Consider the following 18628-nt stretch of genomic DNA (forward strand, 5'->3'; position numbering starts at 1 on the left):
GGCCTTCCGGCACAGGCGGGCGTTTCGTCCTATTCTACCGACCCCGCGGCTGGGGAGTGACCCGGTCCGCGACATCCCGCGGCGGTGACGCCGTGGTCTCGCCCGCGCGGAAGGTGCACGTGAAGTGCACCGACTCCCCCGGCTCTCCCGCCAGCATCCGCGAGATCTGCTCACCGGCGGCGCGCCCCTTGGCCAACGCCGGCTGGGCGATCGTCGTCAGACGCTGCGATCCGAGTCCGTCGGCCGAGATGCCGTCGAAACCGACGACGCTCAGGTCGTCCGGCACGCGCAGACCGAGTTCTTCGGCGGCGCGAATCGCACCCACCGCCAGCAGGTCGCTCTGCGCGACGATCGCCGTGGGGCGGTCGTCGCGCAATCGCCCGTCGGCGTCGGCGAGCAGCATGCGCGCACTGTGGATGCCCTCGTCGACCAGGCTCCCCGCCGACGACACCCCGGGGGCGTCCGGGTACACGTGACGGAATCCCGCGAGCCGGTCGAGCGCGACGTCGACCGTCGCAGCAGCCACCCGCTCCTCCGTCAGGGCCAGGCGGCTGCGGTCCTCCGCGAGCGGAAGCGTGATCGTGGCGACGTTTCTGTGCCCGAGCTGGAATAGATGCTCCGCGATCTCTGCGCTGGCCTCGCGATTGTTGAGTGTGACCTGGGGAAAGTCCGCGCCGGCATCGCCCTCGATGACCACGACCGGCAGGCCTCGGCGACGGACGGCGTCGAGGGCGGGACGGATTCGCGTCGAGCATCCGATCAGGACGACGGCATCCACCGGCGCGTCGGCGATCGGCGGTGCCTCGCCCTCGCGCGGGTCGTCGCGCAGGAGCAGCAGGCCCACGCTGTCGTCGGCGAGGGCGTCGGCGAGCCCGTCCATCATCACCGTGGTGACCGGGTCGAGGAAGGCATGACGCAGCTCTCCCCCGAGCAGCACGCCGACGATCCCGCTGCGTCCGGTGCGCAGTGACGCCGCACGCGGGTCGGGGCCGGCGTAGCCGAGCGACTCGGCCGCCGCGAGCACGCGCTCGCGCGTGGCGTCGGCGACGTTCACCTTGCCGCTGAAGACGACCGACGCCGTCGACGTCGACACCCCTGCTTCTCGTGCGACGTCGGCGATGGTCGCGCGGCGGCCGTCGGTGGTCATATCCCGAGGATAACCCGGCGGTGCATCCGGTATCGAATCGATTCGATTACGATGGTGCGATGGACACTGCCCTCACCCGATCACAGTTCGTGCGCTGGCGCATCGCGATCTTCGCCATCTTCTTCGCCAGCGGCCTGTCGATCGCAACCTGGGCTTCGCGGGTGCCCAGCATCGCCGATGCGCTGCAGATCGACAAGGCCCAGATCGGGCTGCTGCTGCTGGGCATGGGCATCGCCTCGATCATCGGCATCTCGACCGGGCCGCTGGTGATGGCGCGCACCGGCGCCCGCGTGGGCATGCTGATCATGATGCTCATCTTCGGCGCCGGAGTGCTGCTGATCGGGCTCGGCACGAACGTGTTCGGCGCACTGCCCGTGGTCGTGCTGGGCATGGCCCTGTTCGGCTACGGCAACGGCTCGGTCGACGTGATGATGAACGTCGAGGCCACCGCCATCGAGCAGCAGATGGGCAAGACGATCCTGCCCGTGTTCCATGCTTTCTTCAGCTTCGGAACGGTGGTCGGCGCCGGCATCGGCGCACTCGCGGCGAACCTCCACCTCGACGTGGCGGCGCACACCGCGATCGTCAGCGCGATGATCGTCGCCGCCGCTGTCGCCTGCTTCTTCCAGGTTCCCGTGCGCGAGGCGGCCCTCGACCCCGAACCGCACGAGCGGCCGCACTGGCGGGAGCGCGCGCGGACCGCGCTGTCGGCATGGCGCGAACCGCGCATCTACGCACTGGGGGTGGTGATGCTCGGAATGTCGTTCGCCGAGGGCGGCGCGAACGACTGGATCGCACTCGGCGTGGTCGAAGGCCACCATCAGGAGGCCGGCATGGGGGCGGTCGCCCTGGCAGTGTTCTCGGTGGGCATGACGGTCGTCCGCCTGCTCGGCGGACCGCTCGTCGACCGGTTCGGTCGCGTCGCCGTGCTGCGCGTGCTCGCGGTCACCGCGGCATCGGGCATCCTGCTGTTCATCCTGGGACCGTCGCTGCCGCTGGTGCTGCTGGGCGCCGCGCTCTGGGGTATCGGCGCCTCGCTCGGCTTCCCGCTGGGCATGTCCGCCGCAGCCGACGATCCGGCCAAAGCCGCGGCGCGCGTCAGCGCGGCAGCGACCATCGGCTACGTCGCGTTCCTCGGCGGCCCCCCGCTGCTCGGCCTGATCAGCGAGCACATCGGCCTGTTGAACACCCTCTACATCCTGGTCGCGCTCGTCGTGCTGTCGGGGCTGTTCTCTTCGGCGGCGCGTCCGCTGCGCGTCGAGGAGAAGACGCCGGTCGCCTGAGCACGGGGTGGAGGCGACTCAACGCGCTTCGATGAAGCGTCGCGGCGGGCCTTCAATTCGCGCCACAGCGATCTTCACCTCGGTGAGCTCACGCTCAAGTCCCGTGAGGCGTGTCTCGACGCCCGCGAAACGTGCTTCGATCCGGGTATCCTGCTGGGCGAACCGGGCATCCATCCGACTGAACACCCAGCCAAACCCGCTGATGAGCGCGACGAGCAGCGTCGCCGCGCTCGCGACGATCGTGATCACCTCGATGGACACCGTCATACCTCCATTCTGACCCAGGATTCCGCCGATGTCATGAGGATATGTCGGCCGTGCGACACCTTGACCCGGGCCATCCGGTGGCTGTGCAGAACTCGCACGTCATGCCCGTCTGTGGACGACGAAGTAGGCTCGTCGGGTGCGTCTCGTCATCGCCCGCTGCTCCGTCGACTACTCCGGTCGTCTCAACGCCCACCTGCCCCTGGCCACACGCCTGCTGGTGCACAAGGGCGACGGCAGTCTGCTCGTGCACTCCGACGGCGGCAGCTATAAACCGCTGAACTGGATGAGCCCGCCGTGCTCACTCTCTCCCGAGACTCCGGGGGAGGAGGAAGCGAGCGCCGGCGTCGTCGAGGTCTGGCGCGTCACGCACAAGAAGACCGGCGACGCGCTGCGCGTGCAGATCTACGAGATCATCCACGACTCCAATCACGACCTGGGCATCGACCCGGGACTGCAGAAGGACGGCGTCGAGGCCGACCTGCAGCGTCTGCTGGCCGAACAGGTGGATCTCATCAGTGAGGGCGCGACGCTGGTGCGCCGCGAGTTCCCGACGGCGATCGGCCCGGTCGACCTGATGGTGCGGGACGCCAACGGTGCCGCGATCGCGGTCGAGGTCAAGCGCCGGGGTGACATCGACGGCGTCGAGCAGCTGACGCGCTACCTCGACCTGCTGGGCCGTGACCCGCACCTCGCGCCCGTGACCGGCGTCTTCGCCGCACAGGAGATCAAGCCGCAGGCGCGGGTACTCGCCGAAGACCGCGGCATCCGCTGCGTCGTGCTCGACTACGACGACATGAAGGGCGTCGAATCGGGCATCCCCCGCCTTTTCTGACCTCCCCACCCCGCATTCGGGAACGGATGCAGGGAGCCTGAACGCTTGCGGAGAGTTTCGGCGGCGTGTCGCCCTGCAAACGTATTTTCTCCCTGCATCCGTTCCCGGGACGGCCAGGGGCGACGGGAGCGGATGCGGCCGGTCATAGGCTGGACACGTGAGCTACTCCTGCATCCTCTGGGACGTCGATGGCACGATCGCCGATGCCTCCGCCGGCATCCTGCCACGTCTGCGACAGGTCTTCGCCTCGTACGGCCTGCCCGAGCCCGACGTCGACGCGCTGTCCCAGTGGATCGGGCCTCCCATGCTCGAATCGTTCCAGATCCGGGCGGGCATGCCGCTCGATCAGGCGCAGGAGGCGGTCGCCCGGTACCGTGCACTGGCTGCGGCAGACGGCTATGCGGCGTCAGTCGACATCTATCCGGGCGTCGCCGACGTGCTGCGCGCCGTGCACGCGGCGGGGATCCCGCAGGCGACGGCCAGCACCAAACCCGAGAACCAGGTGCAGGCGATCCTCGACCACTACGGACTCACGCCGATGTTCACGGCCATCTCAGGCGCCCGCGTCGGCGAGGTCGGCAACGCCGACGGCAAGTCCTTCGTCATCGCCCAGGCCCTCGAGCGTCTCACCGCGGCAGGCGTCGACACATCGCGCCCGGTGCTGATCGGCGATCGGCACCACGACATCGACGGTGCCGCCGACCACGGCATCCCGGTGATCTTCTCCGAGTGGGGTTTCGGGCACGCGGATGAGGCCGACGGCGCAGTCCTCCGCGTCGCCGACGCGGACGAGCTGCACCGCGCTCTGCTCGGCTGACAGCCGGGTACTGTACCGTGATCTAGGCGTGCCCGGGTACGCCACGCGCGATCAGCAGCGCGTGAACAGCAAGTGAAGGAGCAGCAGTGGCCGAGACGCCCTCCACCCGAAAGGTGCAGATCACCGTCCCGGCTGCCGACATCAGCGTGGTCGAGTGGCTCGATCTGCAGTACTCCGCATCGGAATCGATCCGCCGCCTGATCCGTGAAGCCATCGCCCGCGAGGGATTCGTCGACGTCGCCAACCGCCCGGTGCGGCCGCCGGCGCAGCCGGTGCACATCGCTGAGGACCTCTCGTTCGAACGGGATGCCCGACCCGCTGCGCCCGTCGCCGTCGAGCCTGTCGCCGTCGCCCCGGCACCCGCCGAGGACCCGGCGCCCGCTGACGGCCTCGCTGCCCCGGAAGACTCCACTCCTCAGCCACCCGAGAAGCAGAGGCCGCAAGCCGTGGACACCAACGCCTCGGCGACGATCGACGACCTCCTCGGACTGTGACCATCCACGATCCCTCCACCGACTCGCACGCAATGAAAGGCCTCCCCACATGAGCTCGGACATCATCCATCTGACCGGCGGCATCGACGTCGGCAACGGCTACGTCAAGGGCATGATCCTCAACACCGAAACGCTCGTTCGGGATCGGATCGACCTGCCCAGTGCCATCGTCGCCACCCCGCGCCAGTCGCCCAAGGTGCCTCTCGAAGATGCTGAGGCGTCGCAGACCATGAACGACGCCGAGGAGGACTTCTACAACCGCCTCGACGCTTCGCTCTCGTCGCCGCTGGTCTCCGACAGCGATCGCCGCATCTTCGGCCGCTCGGCCCTCAGCGTGCGCGGCTCGGTGTTCAGCGAGTTCGAGGTGCACGACGGGCACGCGAGCAAGGCCGACCAGCAGCTGAGCAAGATCCTCGTGCTCGGCGTGTTCGCAGCCAAGGCGCTGCGCGACTACGTGCGCACGCACGATGCGCTGCCCGACCACGAGCTGCGCGTCAAGGTGCGCGCCGGCCTGGCGCTGCCGATCAGCGAGTTCGTGGCCCGCCGCTACGGGTACGCCGGTGAGTTCCTCGGCTCGAAGGGCTCGGCCGTGCACCTGGTCACGATCAAGAACTTCAACACCCCGGTCAGCGTGCGCCTCGAGTTCGAAGACGTGCAGGTCGTCGCCGAGGGTGCTTCCGCACAGTTCGCGATCTCCGAGAAGGGCGAGCCACTCGCCAACGCGCTGCTGACCGACCTGCGCTCGCGCGAGGCCGACATCCTTCCCGGTGTGACCGGCGCCGACCTGGTCGCCGCGCAGAACACCGTCGGCATCGACGTCGGCGAGGGCACCGTGAACTTCCCGGTGTTCACCAACGGTCGCTTCAACGCCGAGGCCGCGTCGACCCTCGACATGGGTTACGGCACGATCCTCGAGAACGCCCTCGACCGTCAGGACGAGGCCGACCTGCGCTTCACCAGCCGCAAGCAGCTGGCCGACTTCCTGCAGTCGACGCCGTCGGTGCTGCAGCGCAACCGCCATCAGCGCGCCGAGCGTCTGGTCGAGCCGGACGTCAAGCACCTGGTCGAGCAGATCCGCCGTGCCTTCAGCGAGACGCTCAGCCAGTCGGGTGAGTCCACCGAGGTGGTCTACGTCTACGGTGGCGGCTCGGGCCCGATCAAGGACCAGCTCTACCCCGAGCTGATCAAGGCCGCCGGCGACGTGCCGGTGCTGTACCTGGACGCGCGCTACTCACGTCACCTCAACCGCGAGGGTCTGTTCCTGGCCGCGCGCGCGGCCGAGGAGGCCCAGCACGATGCACAAGTAGCCGTCGAGACCGCTGCCGAAGGCAGCCGCCGCGCCAGCCGCAAGAGCGCCAAGGCGTCTGCCTGATCGACCCGGATACAGAAAGAACCCCGCCGGCGCTGTGATTCGCAGCCCGGCGGGGTTCTTCGTTTCGCCTCAGATGGGGCGGATGTTCTCAGCCTGCAGGCCCTTGGGGCCCTGCGCCACATCGAACTCGACGCGCTGGTTCTCGTCGAGCGAGCGGTAGCCGGAAGACTGGATGGCGGAGTAATGCGCGAACACGTCGGCGCCTCCGTCGTCAGGGGAGATGAAGCCGAAGCCCTTCTCCGAGTTGAACCACTTGACCGTGCCCTGGGTGCTCATTTACTGCCGTTCTGCTTGTTGCGATGCCGACGCAGGATGCACCGACTGCGCTAACGCTATCCCAGACGGCCCATCCGGCAACAGCACTCAGCAGATGGTGATGGAAACGTTGCATCCGGATCACGCCACGGATGCGCCCAAAGCGCGCTCAGATGATATGAGCGGCCGGGAAAAGAGTGGTGGCCCTCATCGCGGGGGGAGCGATGAGGGCCGAAGACGACCGGAGGGTGCGTCAGATTCAGCATACACAGATTGCCTGAGATTTGTCCCCCAAAAGGGGGACAAATCTCGAAACTTGTCCCCCAAAAGGGGGACAAATCTCGAAAAAGGTGCGATGATGAAGCCGATCGATCTTGCGGCACACTGGGGACATTGCCGGGGGAGAGATCGAACCGCATGTGTTGATCGTCGGATACTGGGGAGTTTCCGTCGCTGACGGGGATCAGCGAGCGCGATCAGATCCCGGCACATGCACTTCACACAAAGGGATGAACGGCTCGGAGCCACTGCTGCGGCTCCGGCCGGGTCCCGTGAAGTCCACCCCGGGTCGTTGCAGGCTCGGAGAGAAGCGGATGTGCCGCACCGACTCTCTCCGAGCCGCACACTCCCACGTCGCACCCATCATGTCAATCCCGTGTTCGCACCTGTGCCGCGGGTGACAGGCTGACACTCCACATCACACCGGACGGTGATTCCACCCACCAGGTGGTCCCGCCCACGACGGAGGGAGCGACATGGGAGCCATGGACGACGCCAAGCACAACGCCGAGAAGCTGGTCGGCAAGGCCAAGGAGGGCATCGGCGACGCGACCGACAACGAGAAGCTCCAGGCAGAGGGCAAGCTCGACCAGGTCAAGGCCGACGCCAAGAAGGTCGGGGACGACGTCAAGGACGCCTTCGACAAGTAGACCGACCCCACCGCGGAGCGGCATCGGTCCCGCTGAACATTCACGCCCAGGGGGAATGATGCCCGCTGAAACCCGCTTCGGCGTCGAGGAGGAGTTCGTCCTCCTCGACGCCGAAGCTCTTGTTCCACTGTCGGGAGCCGATCCGTCCGCCGACGTGCTCGGTGCCGCCGACGCCGGCGGAACGATCACCGCCGAGTACCTCACCTGTCAGTTCGAATGCGCCACCGAGCCGGTGCACACGATGGCCGATGCGTCCGTGCAGCTCAGCGGCATGCGCCGTCTGCTCGCGCGGCATGCGCCCCCGCACTCGCTGATCGCCGCCACCGGCGCCCCTTTCGCCCTGTCGGGCGGCTCGCTGGTCTCGTCGTCGCCGCACTACGACGACGTGTCGACCCTGCTGGGGGAGCTCACCCGCCAGCACGAGGTCAACGGCCTGCATGTGCACGTCGAGGTGAAGGGCGACGAGCAGCGCGTGCGCGCGCTGCGACGACTGCGCCGCCACCTGCCGGTGCTGCTCGCGCTGAGCGCGAACTCGCCGTTCGCCAACGGCGTCGCCTCGGAGTTGGCGAGTTGGCGAAGTGTGCTGATCCGCCGCCTTCCGGTGTCGTGGGCACCGCCGGACTTCCACGACGCGGATGAGTACCATCGCACCGTCGACCGCCTGGTGCGCATCCAGGTGCTGCCGTCGCGCGCGTCTGTCGCGTGGGCGGTGCGGCTGTCGGAGCAGTACCCGACGGTCGAGGTGCGCGTGGCCGACGCCCAGCTGACCGTGCCGGATGCCCTGCTGCTCGCCGCGCTGATGCGCGGCATCGTGTGCGCGGACGATGTGGCGGATGCTGTCGCGCCGGCGGCCGAGCTGGACGCGTCGGTCTGGCTGGCCGCCAAGAACGGGATGCGCGCGAGGTTCTTCACCCCGGACGGCGACGTCGAAGACGCCTGGTCGGCGGTGGATCGGATGCTGCACAGCATCCGTCCCGCCCTCGACGAGCTCGGCGACACGGCGTTCGTCGAGGAGCACATCGGTCTGCTGCGCACCGAGGGCACCGGCGCGGAGCGTCAGCTCGCCGCCTATTCGACCGGCGGCATTCCCACGCTCCGCGCACTGCTGATGTCCGGCTGACCACGCCCGGCACCACCGGCATCCGATCGCCGCGCCTCCACGCGCAGCCGCAGCGCGCCGACCAGGCCGAGCAGCAGGAACACGGCGGCGAACAGCAACGCCCAGCGCGTGGCGTCGGCGAAGCCGGCGGCCAGCGCGTCGGCCGCTGTCGCGGTCTGGTCGCCTAGCGGACCCGCGTCGCCCTGTGCCCGCAGTTGCAGGATCGTGGTGCCGGCCGACTCGTGCGTGGCATCCGCAATGCTGTCGGCACCCTTGCCGCTGATGCCGGCGTCGGCGAGCGACGCGGGCAGGGTCAGTGCGAGCGCGGTCGCGAGAGCCGCACCCGAGAACGCCGTGCCGAGCGCCGAACCGATCTGCCGCACGGTGCTCTGCGTCGCCGACGCCTGACCGGACACGCCGACGGGGATGTCGCGCAGCACCGTTCCGGTGAGCTGAGCCGAGGCCAGACCGAGGCCGAGTCCGTAGACCACCAGGGGCAGGGCGGTCGCCCACCCCGCACTGTCGGCCTGGATCACGGCGGCGAGCACCAGGATGCCCGTGACCTCGAGTCCCAGTCCGATCAGCACGACCCCGGGTGCGCCGAAGCGCACGGCGAGATGGCGGGCGGCTGCTCCCGAGAGGAAGGCGCCCACCGCCATGGCGGCCAGCACGAGGCCCGCGCCCATGACGTCGAGGCCGACGGCGTTGACCAGGTAGAGGGGCAGCACGAACAGGATCGCGAACTCGCCGATCGCCACCATGGCGGCCGTGACGTTGCCCCAGGAGAAGGTCGCGAATGAGAAGAGCCCCAGGTCGAGCAGCGCTGAGCGCTGCACGCGCTCACGATGCCGCTCCCAGATCACGAAGAGCGTGAGCGCGACGGCCGCGACGGCGAGCGCTATCGGCACGATCGAGACCGTGGCATCTGCCGGCCACTCCCAGCCGAACAGCGAGAAATCACCCTGCGGACTCCACCAGCCGAGGTCGGGCCCCTCGATCACGGCGAACACCAGGGCGCCGAACCCGATGCCGCTCAGCAGCGCACCGTCGACGTCGGCCCCTGGTCGCGGCTTGCCGCCGCGCGTCTCGGGCACCGTGAACAGCGCGGCGATGAACACCAGAGCCCCCAGCGGCAGGTTCACCAGGAAGATCCAGTGCCACGTCGTCCACTGCGTGAGAGCACCGCCGGCCAGCGGACCGACCGCGGCCGCCCCCGAGATGACCGCACCCCACACGCCGAACGCGACGGCACGGTGACGGCCGCGGAACACGGCGTTCACGGTCGAGAGCGTCGAGGGCATGATCAGCGCGGCGCCGACGGCCTGCACGGCACGCGCTCCGATCAGCAGACCGGCCGAGGTCGCCAGCGCCGCGAACAGGCTCCCCGCCATGAACACCAGCAGGCCGACCAGGAACAGCCTCTTGCGTCCCCACCGATCGGCGAGCTTGCCGGTCGACAGCAGCAGCGCGGCGAGCAGCACCGCGTAGAGGCTGTTCACCCACTGCGCGTCGGTGAGGTCGAGATCGAGGTCGCTGATGATGGCCGGCAGGGCGACGCCGACGATCGTGCCGTCGAGCACGATCAGGCCGAGGCCGATCGCGAGCACGCCGAGACCGAGCCACTCCCGTCGTGTGGGTGCGTCGCCCCGACGAGCGGCGTCGGTGCCCGGCGTGCTCGCGGCCATGATCAGGCGGTGACCGCGGAGGGCGTGCCCGATGCCGCCGAAGGGGCCGTCGCATTCACCGCGCGGCCGAGGGCGATGAACAGGATGATCATCGCGGCCGTCAGCAGGATGTGCCCGAGACCGGCGATGCCGGCGATCATCGCGTTCGACTGCTCACCCAGCACCGTGAGGCTGCCGTGCCAGACCATCATGGCCGCGGTGAGCACGAGCCCGGCGTTGTAGAGCCAGAAGAACCAGCCGAACAGCTTCGCGCTGCGCGAGATGCGGAACAGCTTCTCGAGGGCCAGCAACACCAGCAGCACGATGAACCCGAGGGTGAGCAGATGCGTGTGCACGACGGCGAGCTGCGTGTACTCCCCCTCGGGGAACGCATTGGCCTTGGTGAACTCACGGTAGAACAGTCCCGAGGCGACTCCGAGCACCATATAGATGAACGCGGCATTGAACAGCTTCTTCATGGGTTTCCTTTCGACGGTCAGATGAGCCCGGTCTCGCGCGCGACGTGCACGGCCCGCGACCGGCTGTCGACGCCGAGCTTGGTGAAGATGTGCGCCAGGTGACTCTTCACGGTCGCCTCGGTGACGAACAGGGTTCGCGCGATCTGCTTGTTCGCCGAGCCTTCGGCGAGCAGCCTCAGCACCTCGATCTCGCGCTCGGTGAGCTTGGGCAGCGGATTGCGCATGCCCTTGAGCACGCGGGTGGCGAGGCCGGGGGAGAGCACCATGTCGCCGGCGGCGGCGCGACGGATGCCCTCGAGGATCGCTTCGGGAGCGGCATCCTTCAGCAGGTAGCCGGCTGCGCCGGCCTCGATCGCCCCGAGGATCTCGGCGTCGCGATCGAAGGTGGTGAGGATGACGACGGTCGGCGGCGGGTCGAGAGCGCGCAGCGCGGCGGTGGTCTGGATGCCGTCGATGCCGGCCCCCAGGCGCAGATCGCACAGCACGACGTCGGGGCGCAGGGTGGCCGTGAGCGTCACGGCCTCCTCGCCGGTCGCGGCCTCGCCGACGATGTGAACGGCGTCGCCGGTGCGGGCCGTCCCGCCGTCGAGCACGGCGCGCAGTCCGCTGCGCACGACGGGGTGGTCGTCGACGAGCAGCACGGTGATGGTCATGAGCTCTCCTCCGGTTCGCTCGTGGCGGCCTCGCCTGGATCCGGATGCCGGGTCGCGACCGCCAGGGGCAGATGCGCCGATATCGCCGTTCCCTCGCCCGGCGCGCTCTCGATGTCGAGCCCGCCTCCGAGTTCGCGCAGTCGCGCCCGCATGAAGCGCAGACCGTAGCTGGATGCGCCGGCGTCAGCATCCGACTCCCACGCGTCGAGGTCGAACCCGGCGCCGTCGTCGATGATGTCGAGACGCACGGCGTCGTCGGCGTCGATGAGGCTCATCACGACGCGCTCGGCCTGCGCGTGCAGCCGCACGTTCGCAAGCCCCGACTGGGCGACGCGCAGCAGCGCCACCTCGACCTCGGTGGGCAGCAGCGGCAGGGTGTCGTCGATGTGCAGGTCGGTCTGCAGCCCGGCTTCGTCTTGCGTGCGCTGCAGCATCCGACTCAGCGCCGCGGCGAGCGCGTCGTCTTCGAGCTCGGCCGGGGCGAGCGACTCGACGATGCGACGCACGTCGGCGAGGCTGTCACCGGCGAGCTGTTCGATCTGCGCGAGCGTGCGCGCGGCCTGCGCGTCCTGTGTGCGCCCACCGCCCGCGTGCGCGAGCAGCCGGATCGAGGAGACCCCCTGGGCGATCGTGTCGTGGATGTCGCGCGAGATGCGGGTGCGCTCGGCGATCGCCCCTGACTGGCGCTGCGCGTGGGCGAGCTCGTCCTGCAGCTCGGCCATCTCGTGCTGCGCACGGGTGAGCGACGTCACCAGTCGCTCGCGCTCGGCGGCATCCTTCAGCAGCTGCAGGTAGCCGCGCGAGATGCCGAAGGCGAACACCCCGCCGATCAGCGGGCCGAACACGTTCGCGTAACTGGTGGTGCCGTGGTGCAGGATCGGCGCGACGATCACCACCGCGAGAACCACCGTCGCGAACAGCAGCCCCCAGCGCAGCGGCAGCAGGTGACCGGCGAGCAGCCAGAGCAGGAAGGCCAGCCAGACGAACTCGGCCGAGATGCTGACGGCGGCGACCCACACCGCGGCGAACCCCAGCAGCCACCACGCCGCCGTGCGGCGCGACGGCGACCTGGTGAGCAGCAGGGCGCCGGCGGTGTGCCAGACGAGGATCGCCACACCGGTGACGATGGCCACCGGCACGGCGGTGCCGTCGCCGATGGCGCGGATGGCGCCCACGGTGGTGAGCAGCAGCGCCATCAGGTACTGCCCGATCTCCATCGCGCGCGCCGCGGGCCGGATGTACGGCGCGGCCGACGGCTCAGCGAGCGTCAACGGCGCGTTCACGAGACTCATGCGTCGATTCTGCCTCTCGCTCGATGTCCGCCGCAGGTGGTGTCGCCCCCGTCGCGACCCCGCGTGCGGGCCCACCCGCTGGCTGCTCGGCGGTGGGGCGGGGCGTGCGCGGCCACCAGATGCGGTCGCCGACGAGGCTGAAGATCGCCGGGACGATCACGGTGCGCACCACCAGCGTGTCGACGATCACGCCGACGCCGACGATGAGCCCGAGCTGCGCCAGGGTGACCAGGGGGAGCACGCCGAGAGCGGCGAACACCGCGGCCAGCACGATGCCCGCGCTGGTGATGACGCTTCCGGTGTGTGCGACGGCCTCGACCATCCCGGCGCGGGTACCCCGGGACGCCGCCTCGGTGCGCGCCCGGTGCACGAGGAAGATCGTGTAGTCGATACCCAGCGCCACGAGGAACAGGAAGCCGAGCAGCGGCACCTGCAGGTCGAGAGCAGGCTGGTCGAACAGCACCCGGCTCAGCCACGCGCCGGCGCCGATGGCGGCGAGCGCGCTGGCGACGTTGGTCAGCAGCAGCAGCGCGGGGGCGACCAGCGAGCGCAGCAGCGCGGTGAGCACGATGAAGCTGACCAGCAGCACCAGAGGGGCGATCAGCCAGAGATCCTGCACGTTGCCCGCCCTGGCGTCGACGTCGGTGGCGACGGCGCCGCCCACGACGGCATCCGCACCCGGCACAGCGTGCACGGCTTCGCGCAGCTCGGTGATCTGGTCGAGGCTCTCCGATGTGCTGGGCGCGTATTCGCTGGTCACCATGATCTTGGCGAGTGCGTCGTCGTCGGTGGTGGCGGTGCCGTGGGCGCGCACGACTCCATCGACGCCGGCCGCGGCATCGACGACGTCGTCGGCCGCATCCGCGTCGGCGATCACCCAGATGGGCTGCGCCTCGCCCGCGGCGAAGTGAGCCGACACGACCTCGAGTCCGCTCGCGGATTCGGACTGCACGCGGAACTTCTCGATCTGGTCGAGACCGACCGATGTGCCGATCAGGCCCGCCGACATCACCGCGAGCAGCAGGACTCCGGCCACCAGGCTGCGCGCCGGACGCCGCACGATGCCCTGGGCGGCCGCGCGCCACGCACGCCCCTGCGCACGCGTGCTTCCGGGTCGCGGCACGAAGGGCCAGAACACGCGGCGGCCGCAGACGGCGAGCAGCGGCGGCAGGGCGAACAGCACGGCGGCGAGCGCGATCAGCAGCCCGATCGCCGAGGTGATGCCGAGCCCGTGCGTACCGGGGATCACTGCGAGCACGAGAGTGAGCAGGGCGAGCACGACGGTGATGTTGGATGCCAGGATCGCCGGCACGGTATGCCGCCAGGCGCTGCTGAGCGCACGGCGGTGGTCGTCGGTGACGAGCAGCTCCTCGCGGTAGCGCGAGATCAGCAGCAGGGCGTAGTTCGTGCCGGCGCCGAAGACCAGCACGCTGACGATGCCCGAGTCGAACTGCAGATCCCACTGGGCCGCGGCGGCGGCGGTCATGCGGCCGGCGAGTCCGTCGGCGAGGGCGATGACGGTCAGGGGCACCAGCCAGAGCACGGGAGAGCGGTAGGTCACGATCAGCAGGATCGCGACGATCAGGATCGTCACCAGCAGCAGGGTGATGTTCGCCCCCTCGAACGCCGCGGCGATATCGGCGCCGAACGCCGGGCCGCCGGTCACCTGCAGGGTGATGCCGTCGGGGGAGTGGCCGTCGAGATCGGCGCGCAGCGCCGTGATCACCTCGGCGGTCTCGGTGTTGCTCTCACCCACCTCGATCGGCGTGACCAGCAGGGCCGCCTCGCCGTCCTCGCTGACCATGGGGCCCGACGATTCGGCATCCGCGTGCTCGTCCAGCAGGGGCAGCAGCCCCTCGAGGTCGGCGATGTCAGCATCCGACAGCGCGGCGCCGTCGTCGCGCGAGGCGACGACGAGCACCGACTGGCGATCCGCGTTCGGGAACTGCTCCATCAGCGCGGCCGCCTGCGACGACTCGGAGTCGACAGGCGCCTGCGCGTTTCCGGCGGGAGCCTTCGCGGCGCCGAACGCGCCGAAGAGCACGACCAGCATGAGCACGGCCAGGCCGAGCGCGATCCACGCACCGCGCCGCGAGGTGAGACGGTCGGAGAAGCCGGAGGAGGACGGAGTGGATGCCATGACATCCACTCCACCAAGATCGCCGTCCGCGATCATCGGGCGGGCGGTCGAATCCGTCGTCATCCTTTTGGGGGATGGCGGGCCTCTCAGTCCCGGCGCCGCGGCTCCTCACGCACAGCGACCGTCAGATGCTGACCGTTCTGCGGCAGCCCGTCGATCCGCTCGAGCGCGTCGTCGAGCACGACGTCGGCGAACGCCATCGGGATCCCCTGCGCCGTCAGCAGCGACCGCCGGTCCATCAGCTGGGCGTGCACGTGCGGTTCGCTGCTGTTGCCGGAGTTGCCGCAGCGCCCGATCGTCCGCCCGGCGGTGACCCGGTCGCCGACTCGCACGCTCACCGACCCCTGCTGCAGGTGCGCGATGGCCGCGTGCGTGCCGTCGGCACCGCGGATGATGACGTGGTTGCCGAGGATGAAGCCGGGCCCGCCCAGTTCGCGCACCGCCCCTTCGACCATCAGGTAGATCACGGCGAGCAGATTGGACCGCGACCGGTGGTCGCGTCGCCAGCCTGAGGCGCGCACGACCACGCCGTCGATCATCGCGAAGACCGGTTCGCCGAATGCCGGGTAATCGCGCGGATGCCGCATGGCCGGGCTCTCGCCGAAGGCGGGGCGGGGTCGGTCGAGCGGATCGGCGACGAGGTCGATCGCGTACGCCTGGCCGTACATGCGGATGCCATGGCTGGGCACGTTCGACGCGGGGCTGTTCAGCGCCTGCCAGCGCCCGTGTACCGGCGATGTCACGGTGATCATCTCGCGCGCCGGCAGCAGGCTCGGCCCGAGGAACGCCAGCACGATGGTGGCCGCGAAGGCGACGATCGCGCACCACGCGATGGTGCTGCGCACCTGCTGCACGCCGTCTGAGTAGGAGAGGCCGCTGGTGACGGCGATCGCGACGAGCACGATCATCGCCGGCAGATAGATGAGGCCGCGAACGCGGTACGCCGCCAGCACGAGGCGCTTCATCGCTCCACCCCCAGCACGCACACCAGCAGCGGAACGACCCGCGTGGCCGGCACCTCGTAGCTGCCGCGCCCGCTCTGCCGCACCCATCCGGCCGAGACGAGCTGGCGCAGGTGGTGATGCAGCTGCCCGGTCGTGCCGAGTCCTTCGACCTGCGCGAGCTCCGCTGTGGTCTGCACGCCCGAGAGGATGTGGCGCAGCAGCTCGATGCGCACCGGATGCCCGAGCGCGGCGAACACCGCGGCGTGGTCGCTCCAGTCGACTTCGAGCATGCCCGCCGTTCCGCGGCCCACCTGCCACGACACGGGTGCGCCGGTGGGCAGGGTGAGCGATCCGACGAGCATGACGGCGCCGTCGGCGGTCGTCGCGTCGTCGGCCAGCCGGGCGTTGAGCCCATCCAGCGCCCAGAAGGTGTCGCTGTCGCCGATGGGCGCGGCGCGTTCTTGCTGGTGCTCGCGCTGGCGCTCGTCGTCGCGCAGCCTTTCCAGGGCCTCGAGGCGTTCTGCGAGGGCGTGCACCTGCTCACGGAGTTCGTTCAGCTCTTCAGTCACGCTTCGATTCTACGTTAAGACGTAATTACGTAGCACTGTTTCGAAGACGGCGGGTCACCCCCGCCCGGCCCGCTATCGTGGGCGGAGCGAACGTGGACAACGCCGAGAAAGGGAAGCACTCCGTGGCTCTCGTCATCCCGCATCCGACGACCGCCCCGCACCCGGAGGTGCCGACGTGCAGCTGAGTGCGACGGCTGCGAACGAGGGTCGCGTGCGGGTGTACCGCGGCGTGACCGTGATCGACGGCACCGGCGCCGCACGCTTTTCCGCGGACGTCGCGATCGAGCGAGCGCGCATCGTCGGCATCCGACGCCAGGGCGACGTCGGCACCATCGAGACTCAGCCCGGGACGAGCGAGGTGGATGCCGCTGGACTCGTGCTCGCGCCGGGATTCATCGCGGAGTCCGGGGGAGCCCTGTCGGGCGTCACCTGCGTTGCGGGTCCGGGTGTCGCCGGTCCGGTCAACGTGTTGGATGCCGGATGGGGGGCCGGCGCGCCAGGTGTCGGACACATTCCCGCAAGCCGTTCGACATCTGGTGTGTCGCCCCCCGAAGTGCACACGCTGGAGCGGGCCGTGCACCTGCTGTCGGGCGCGACGGCCGCGCTGCTCGGGCTCGACCTCGGCGATGCGCCCCGCTGCGTGATCCGAGAGGGCGCGATCGCCGATCTCGTGCTGTTCGACCCCCGTACGGTCGATCCCGCCGATCTGCCCGGAACGCTCCGCGCCGTCGAGACGCTCGTCTCCGGCATCCCCGTCGTCGCCGACGGCGCGCTCACCGCCGCGGAGCCGGGTCGGATGCTGCAGCCGCCGCCCCCGGCGCACCGCGCCACCGTCCCGCGGATCGAGCACGACATCGATCCGGACGCCGACCCCTTCGTGCTGCACGCCGGCACCCCGGTGATCGCGGACGACGACCTGGCGGGCACAGCGGATCTGCTGCGGGGCTGGCTCGGAACCGAGGCTTCAGCCGCCACGGCCCCGGCGATCACGCTGCGTGTCGATGCATCGCTGGGCGGCCCGGAGGTATTCCGCATCACGGTCGCCGCGAACGGCGTCGAGGTGGCCGGCGCGACGGCCGAAGGCGTTTTCCGCGGCGCGACGACCCTTCGGCAGCTCTGCGCGCCCGAGAATGCGATCGGCACGCGACTTCCCGCGGGCACCTGGTCGGGCGCGCCGGCGTTCGGCTGGCGTGGGGTGATGCTCGACGTCGCGCGGCATTTCCGCCCGGTGGACGACGTGCGCCGGCTGATCGACCTGCTCGGCGCGCACCACCTGAACGTGCTGCACCTGCACCTCACCGACGATCAGGGCTGGCGCTACGAGGTGCCGGGGTACCCGCGGCTGACCGAGGTCGGCGCGGTGCGCACGGCGACGCAGCTCGGGCACGGAGCGGATGCCACCGTGCAGCCCGGCCGCCATGAGGGCTTCTACACGGCATCCGAACTGCGCGAGCTGGTCGCCTATGCCGCGGAGCGTTTCGTGACACTCGTGCCCGAGGTTGAGCTGCCGGGTCACGTGCAGGCCGCACAGGCCGCGTATCCCGAGCTCGGCAACACCGATGTGTCCGATCCGGCCTCGGGCCCGTGGGAGCGGTTCGGTCTCAACCACCGCACGCTCGCGCCCACGCAGGCAGCGCTGGATTTCGGCTTCGCGGCGATAGATGCCCTCTGCGGCATATTCGAGTCCGAGTGGATCGGAATCGGCGGCGACGAGGTGTCGACCCAGGAGTGGGCGGCGAGCGCCGCCGCCCAGGATCGGATGCTGCAGCTCGGCCTCACCTCGGTGCACGAGGTGCAGCCCTGGTTCACGCGCGCGTTCGTCGCGCATGTGCGCTCGCACGGTCGCACGGCGCTGGCGTGGGATGAGGTGCTCGAGGGCGAGGTGCCCGAGGGGGTGCGGCTGCTCGCCTGGCGCGGCCCTGTCGCGATGTCCGAGGCGCTGCGCCGTGGCATCCCCGTCATCGCCTGCCCCGACCTCGAGGCGTACCTCGACTATCCGCAGGCCGACTCGGTCGACGAGCCGATCCGGGTGGGGCCGCCACTGCCGATCGAGCGCGCCTACACGCTGCGCGTGCCCGACGGAGCGGTCGGCGGGCAGGCGAACGTGTGGACCGAGCACCTGCCGACGCGCGACCGCGTCGACTTCGCGATGTTCCCCCGGCTCTCGGCCATCGCCGAGCGTCTCTGGCTCGGGGGAGAGCCCGCGCCGTTCGACGACTTCGCCCGGCGACTGCCGGTGCACCTGCGCCGACTCGCGGCCGCCGGCGTGCGGTACAGGCCCCTGGACGGGCCCCGACCCGATCAGCGCAGGCCGGGCGTACCGGGCAAGCCGCTCACGCTGGCCCAGCGCACGGCGATCGTGGATGAACTGGTGGCCGGGCTGCGACGCTGA

General features: G+C 70.0%; 18 protein-coding genes. 8 read left to right on the top strand and 10 right to left on the bottom strand.

The features are described 5' to 3' along the window. Nucleotides 1–34 precede the first annotated feature (34 nt). Nucleotides 35–1147 (bottom strand): LacI family DNA-binding transcriptional regulator, encoded by a 1113-nt coding sequence (locus WDU99_RS14775; protein ID WP_337333228.1) that lies wholly within the window; start codon nt 1145–1147, stop codon nt 35–37. 59 nt (nt 1148–1206) lie between these two features. Between WDU99_RS14775 and WDU99_RS14780 the strand changes: the two genes are divergently transcribed. Further along, a complete protein-coding gene (locus WDU99_RS14780; RefSeq protein ID WP_337333229.1) occupies nt 1207–2430 on the top strand; it encodes an MFS transporter in 1224 nt (407 codons plus the stop codon). 18 nt (nt 2431–2448) lie between these two features. Here WDU99_RS14780 and WDU99_RS14785 read toward each other — a convergent pair whose 3' ends face one another. Continuing rightward, entirely contained in the window at nt 2449–2697 is a 249-nt protein-coding gene (locus WDU99_RS14785; RefSeq protein WP_337333230.1) for a response regulator, read from the bottom strand. Nucleotides 2698–2833: 136 nt separating this feature from the next. On the opposite strand from WDU99_RS14785, the gene nucS reads away from it, so the two are divergent. The 4 genes from nucS (at nt 2834) to WDU99_RS14805 (ending at nt 6212) form a co-directional block, all read left to right on the top strand. After that, entirely contained in the window at nt 2834–3529 is a 696-nt protein-coding gene (nucS, locus tag WDU99_RS14790; protein ID WP_337333231.1) for an endonuclease NucS, read from the top strand. Nucleotides 3530–3686: 157 nt separating this feature from the next. Then, the gene (locus tag WDU99_RS14795) at nt 3687–4346 is read left to right on the top strand and encodes an HAD hydrolase-like protein (RefSeq protein ID WP_337333232.1); all 660 of its coding nucleotides are present in this window, start codon (nt 3687–3689) and stop codon (nt 4344–4346) included. Nucleotides 4347–4432: 86 nt separating this feature from the next. After that, nucleotides 4433–4840, top strand: coding sequence for a hypothetical protein (locus tag WDU99_RS14800; protein ID WP_337333233.1), 408 nt, complete (start codon nt 4433–4435; stop codon nt 4838–4840). A gap of 49 nt (nt 4841–4889) precedes the next feature. Next, entirely contained in the window at nt 4890–6212 is a 1323-nt protein-coding gene (locus WDU99_RS14805) for a hypothetical protein (protein WP_337333234.1), read from the top strand. A gap of 69 nt (nt 6213–6281) precedes the next feature. Here WDU99_RS14805 and WDU99_RS14810 read toward each other — a convergent pair whose 3' ends face one another. Further along, nucleotides 6282–6488, bottom strand: a complete 207-nt coding sequence (locus tag WDU99_RS14810) for a cold-shock protein (protein WP_311256060.1) — start codon at nt 6486–6488, stop codon at nt 6282–6284. 734 nt (nt 6489–7222) lie between these two features. Between WDU99_RS14810 and WDU99_RS14815 the strand changes: the two genes are divergently transcribed. Together WDU99_RS14815 and WDU99_RS14820 are read left to right on the top strand one after the other, a co-directional pair. Continuing rightward, a complete protein-coding gene (locus WDU99_RS14815) occupies nt 7223–7396 on the top strand; it encodes a CsbD family protein (RefSeq protein WP_337333235.1) in 174 nt (57 codons plus the stop codon). A gap of 58 nt (nt 7397–7454) precedes the next feature. Then, entirely contained in the window at nt 7455–8516 is a 1062-nt protein-coding gene (locus tag WDU99_RS14820) for a carboxylate-amine ligase (RefSeq protein WP_337333236.1), read from the top strand. On the opposite strand, the gene WDU99_RS14825 is transcribed toward WDU99_RS14820, so the two are convergent. The 7 genes from WDU99_RS14825 to WDU99_RS14855 form a co-directional block, all read right to left on the bottom strand. Continuing rightward, nucleotides 8465–10180 (bottom strand): MFS transporter, encoded by a 1716-nt coding sequence (locus WDU99_RS14825; RefSeq protein WP_337333237.1) that lies wholly within the window; start codon nt 10178–10180, stop codon nt 8465–8467. The genes WDU99_RS14820 and WDU99_RS14825 overlap by 52 nt on opposite strands. Nucleotides 10181–10182: 2 nt before the next feature. Further along, nucleotides 10183–10638 carry a DUF2871 domain-containing protein gene (locus tag WDU99_RS14830; protein WP_337333238.1) on the bottom strand — a complete coding sequence of 152 codons (456 nt, stop codon included), beginning with the start codon at nt 10636–10638 and terminating at the stop codon, nt 10183–10185. Nucleotides 10639–10655: 17 nt separating this feature from the next. Beyond that, nucleotides 10656–11291 carry a response regulator transcription factor gene (locus WDU99_RS14835; RefSeq protein WP_337333239.1) on the bottom strand — a complete coding sequence of 212 codons (636 nt, stop codon included), beginning with the start codon at nt 11289–11291 and terminating at the stop codon, nt 10656–10658. Beyond that, nucleotides 11288–12583: a sensor histidine kinase gene (locus WDU99_RS14840; protein WP_337333240.1), complete on the bottom strand. Its 1296-nt coding sequence runs from the start codon at nt 12581–12583 to the stop codon at nt 11288–11290. Before WDU99_RS14840 ends, WDU99_RS14835 begins: the two co-directional genes overlap by 4 nt. Further along, nucleotides 12549–14723, bottom strand: a complete 2175-nt coding sequence (locus WDU99_RS14845) for an MMPL family transporter (RefSeq protein ID WP_337333241.1) — start codon at nt 14721–14723, stop codon at nt 12549–12551. The genes WDU99_RS14840 and WDU99_RS14845 overlap by 35 nt, the downstream gene beginning before the upstream one ends. Nucleotides 14724–14809: 86 nt before the next feature. Then, nucleotides 14810–15688, bottom strand: a complete 879-nt coding sequence (locus tag WDU99_RS14850; RefSeq protein WP_337333242.1) for a M23 family metallopeptidase — start codon at nt 15686–15688, stop codon at nt 14810–14812. Continuing rightward, nucleotides 15685–16236: an ArsR/SmtB family transcription factor gene (locus WDU99_RS14855; RefSeq protein WP_337333243.1), complete on the bottom strand. Its 552-nt coding sequence runs from the start codon at nt 16234–16236 to the stop codon at nt 15685–15687. The genes WDU99_RS14850 and WDU99_RS14855 overlap by 4 nt, the downstream gene beginning before the upstream one ends. A gap of 175 nt (nt 16237–16411) precedes the next feature. On the opposite strand from WDU99_RS14855, the gene WDU99_RS14860 reads away from it, so the two are divergent. Further along, complete coding sequence (locus tag WDU99_RS14860) at nt 16412–18628, top strand: beta-N-acetylhexosaminidase (RefSeq protein ID WP_337333244.1); 2217 nt, start codon at nt 16412–16414, stop codon at nt 18626–18628.

It is taken from the genome of Microbacterium bandirmense (genome assembly GCF_037204185.1).
Lineage (GTDB): Bacteria > Actinomycetota > Actinomycetes > Actinomycetales > Microbacteriaceae > Microbacterium > Microbacterium bandirmense.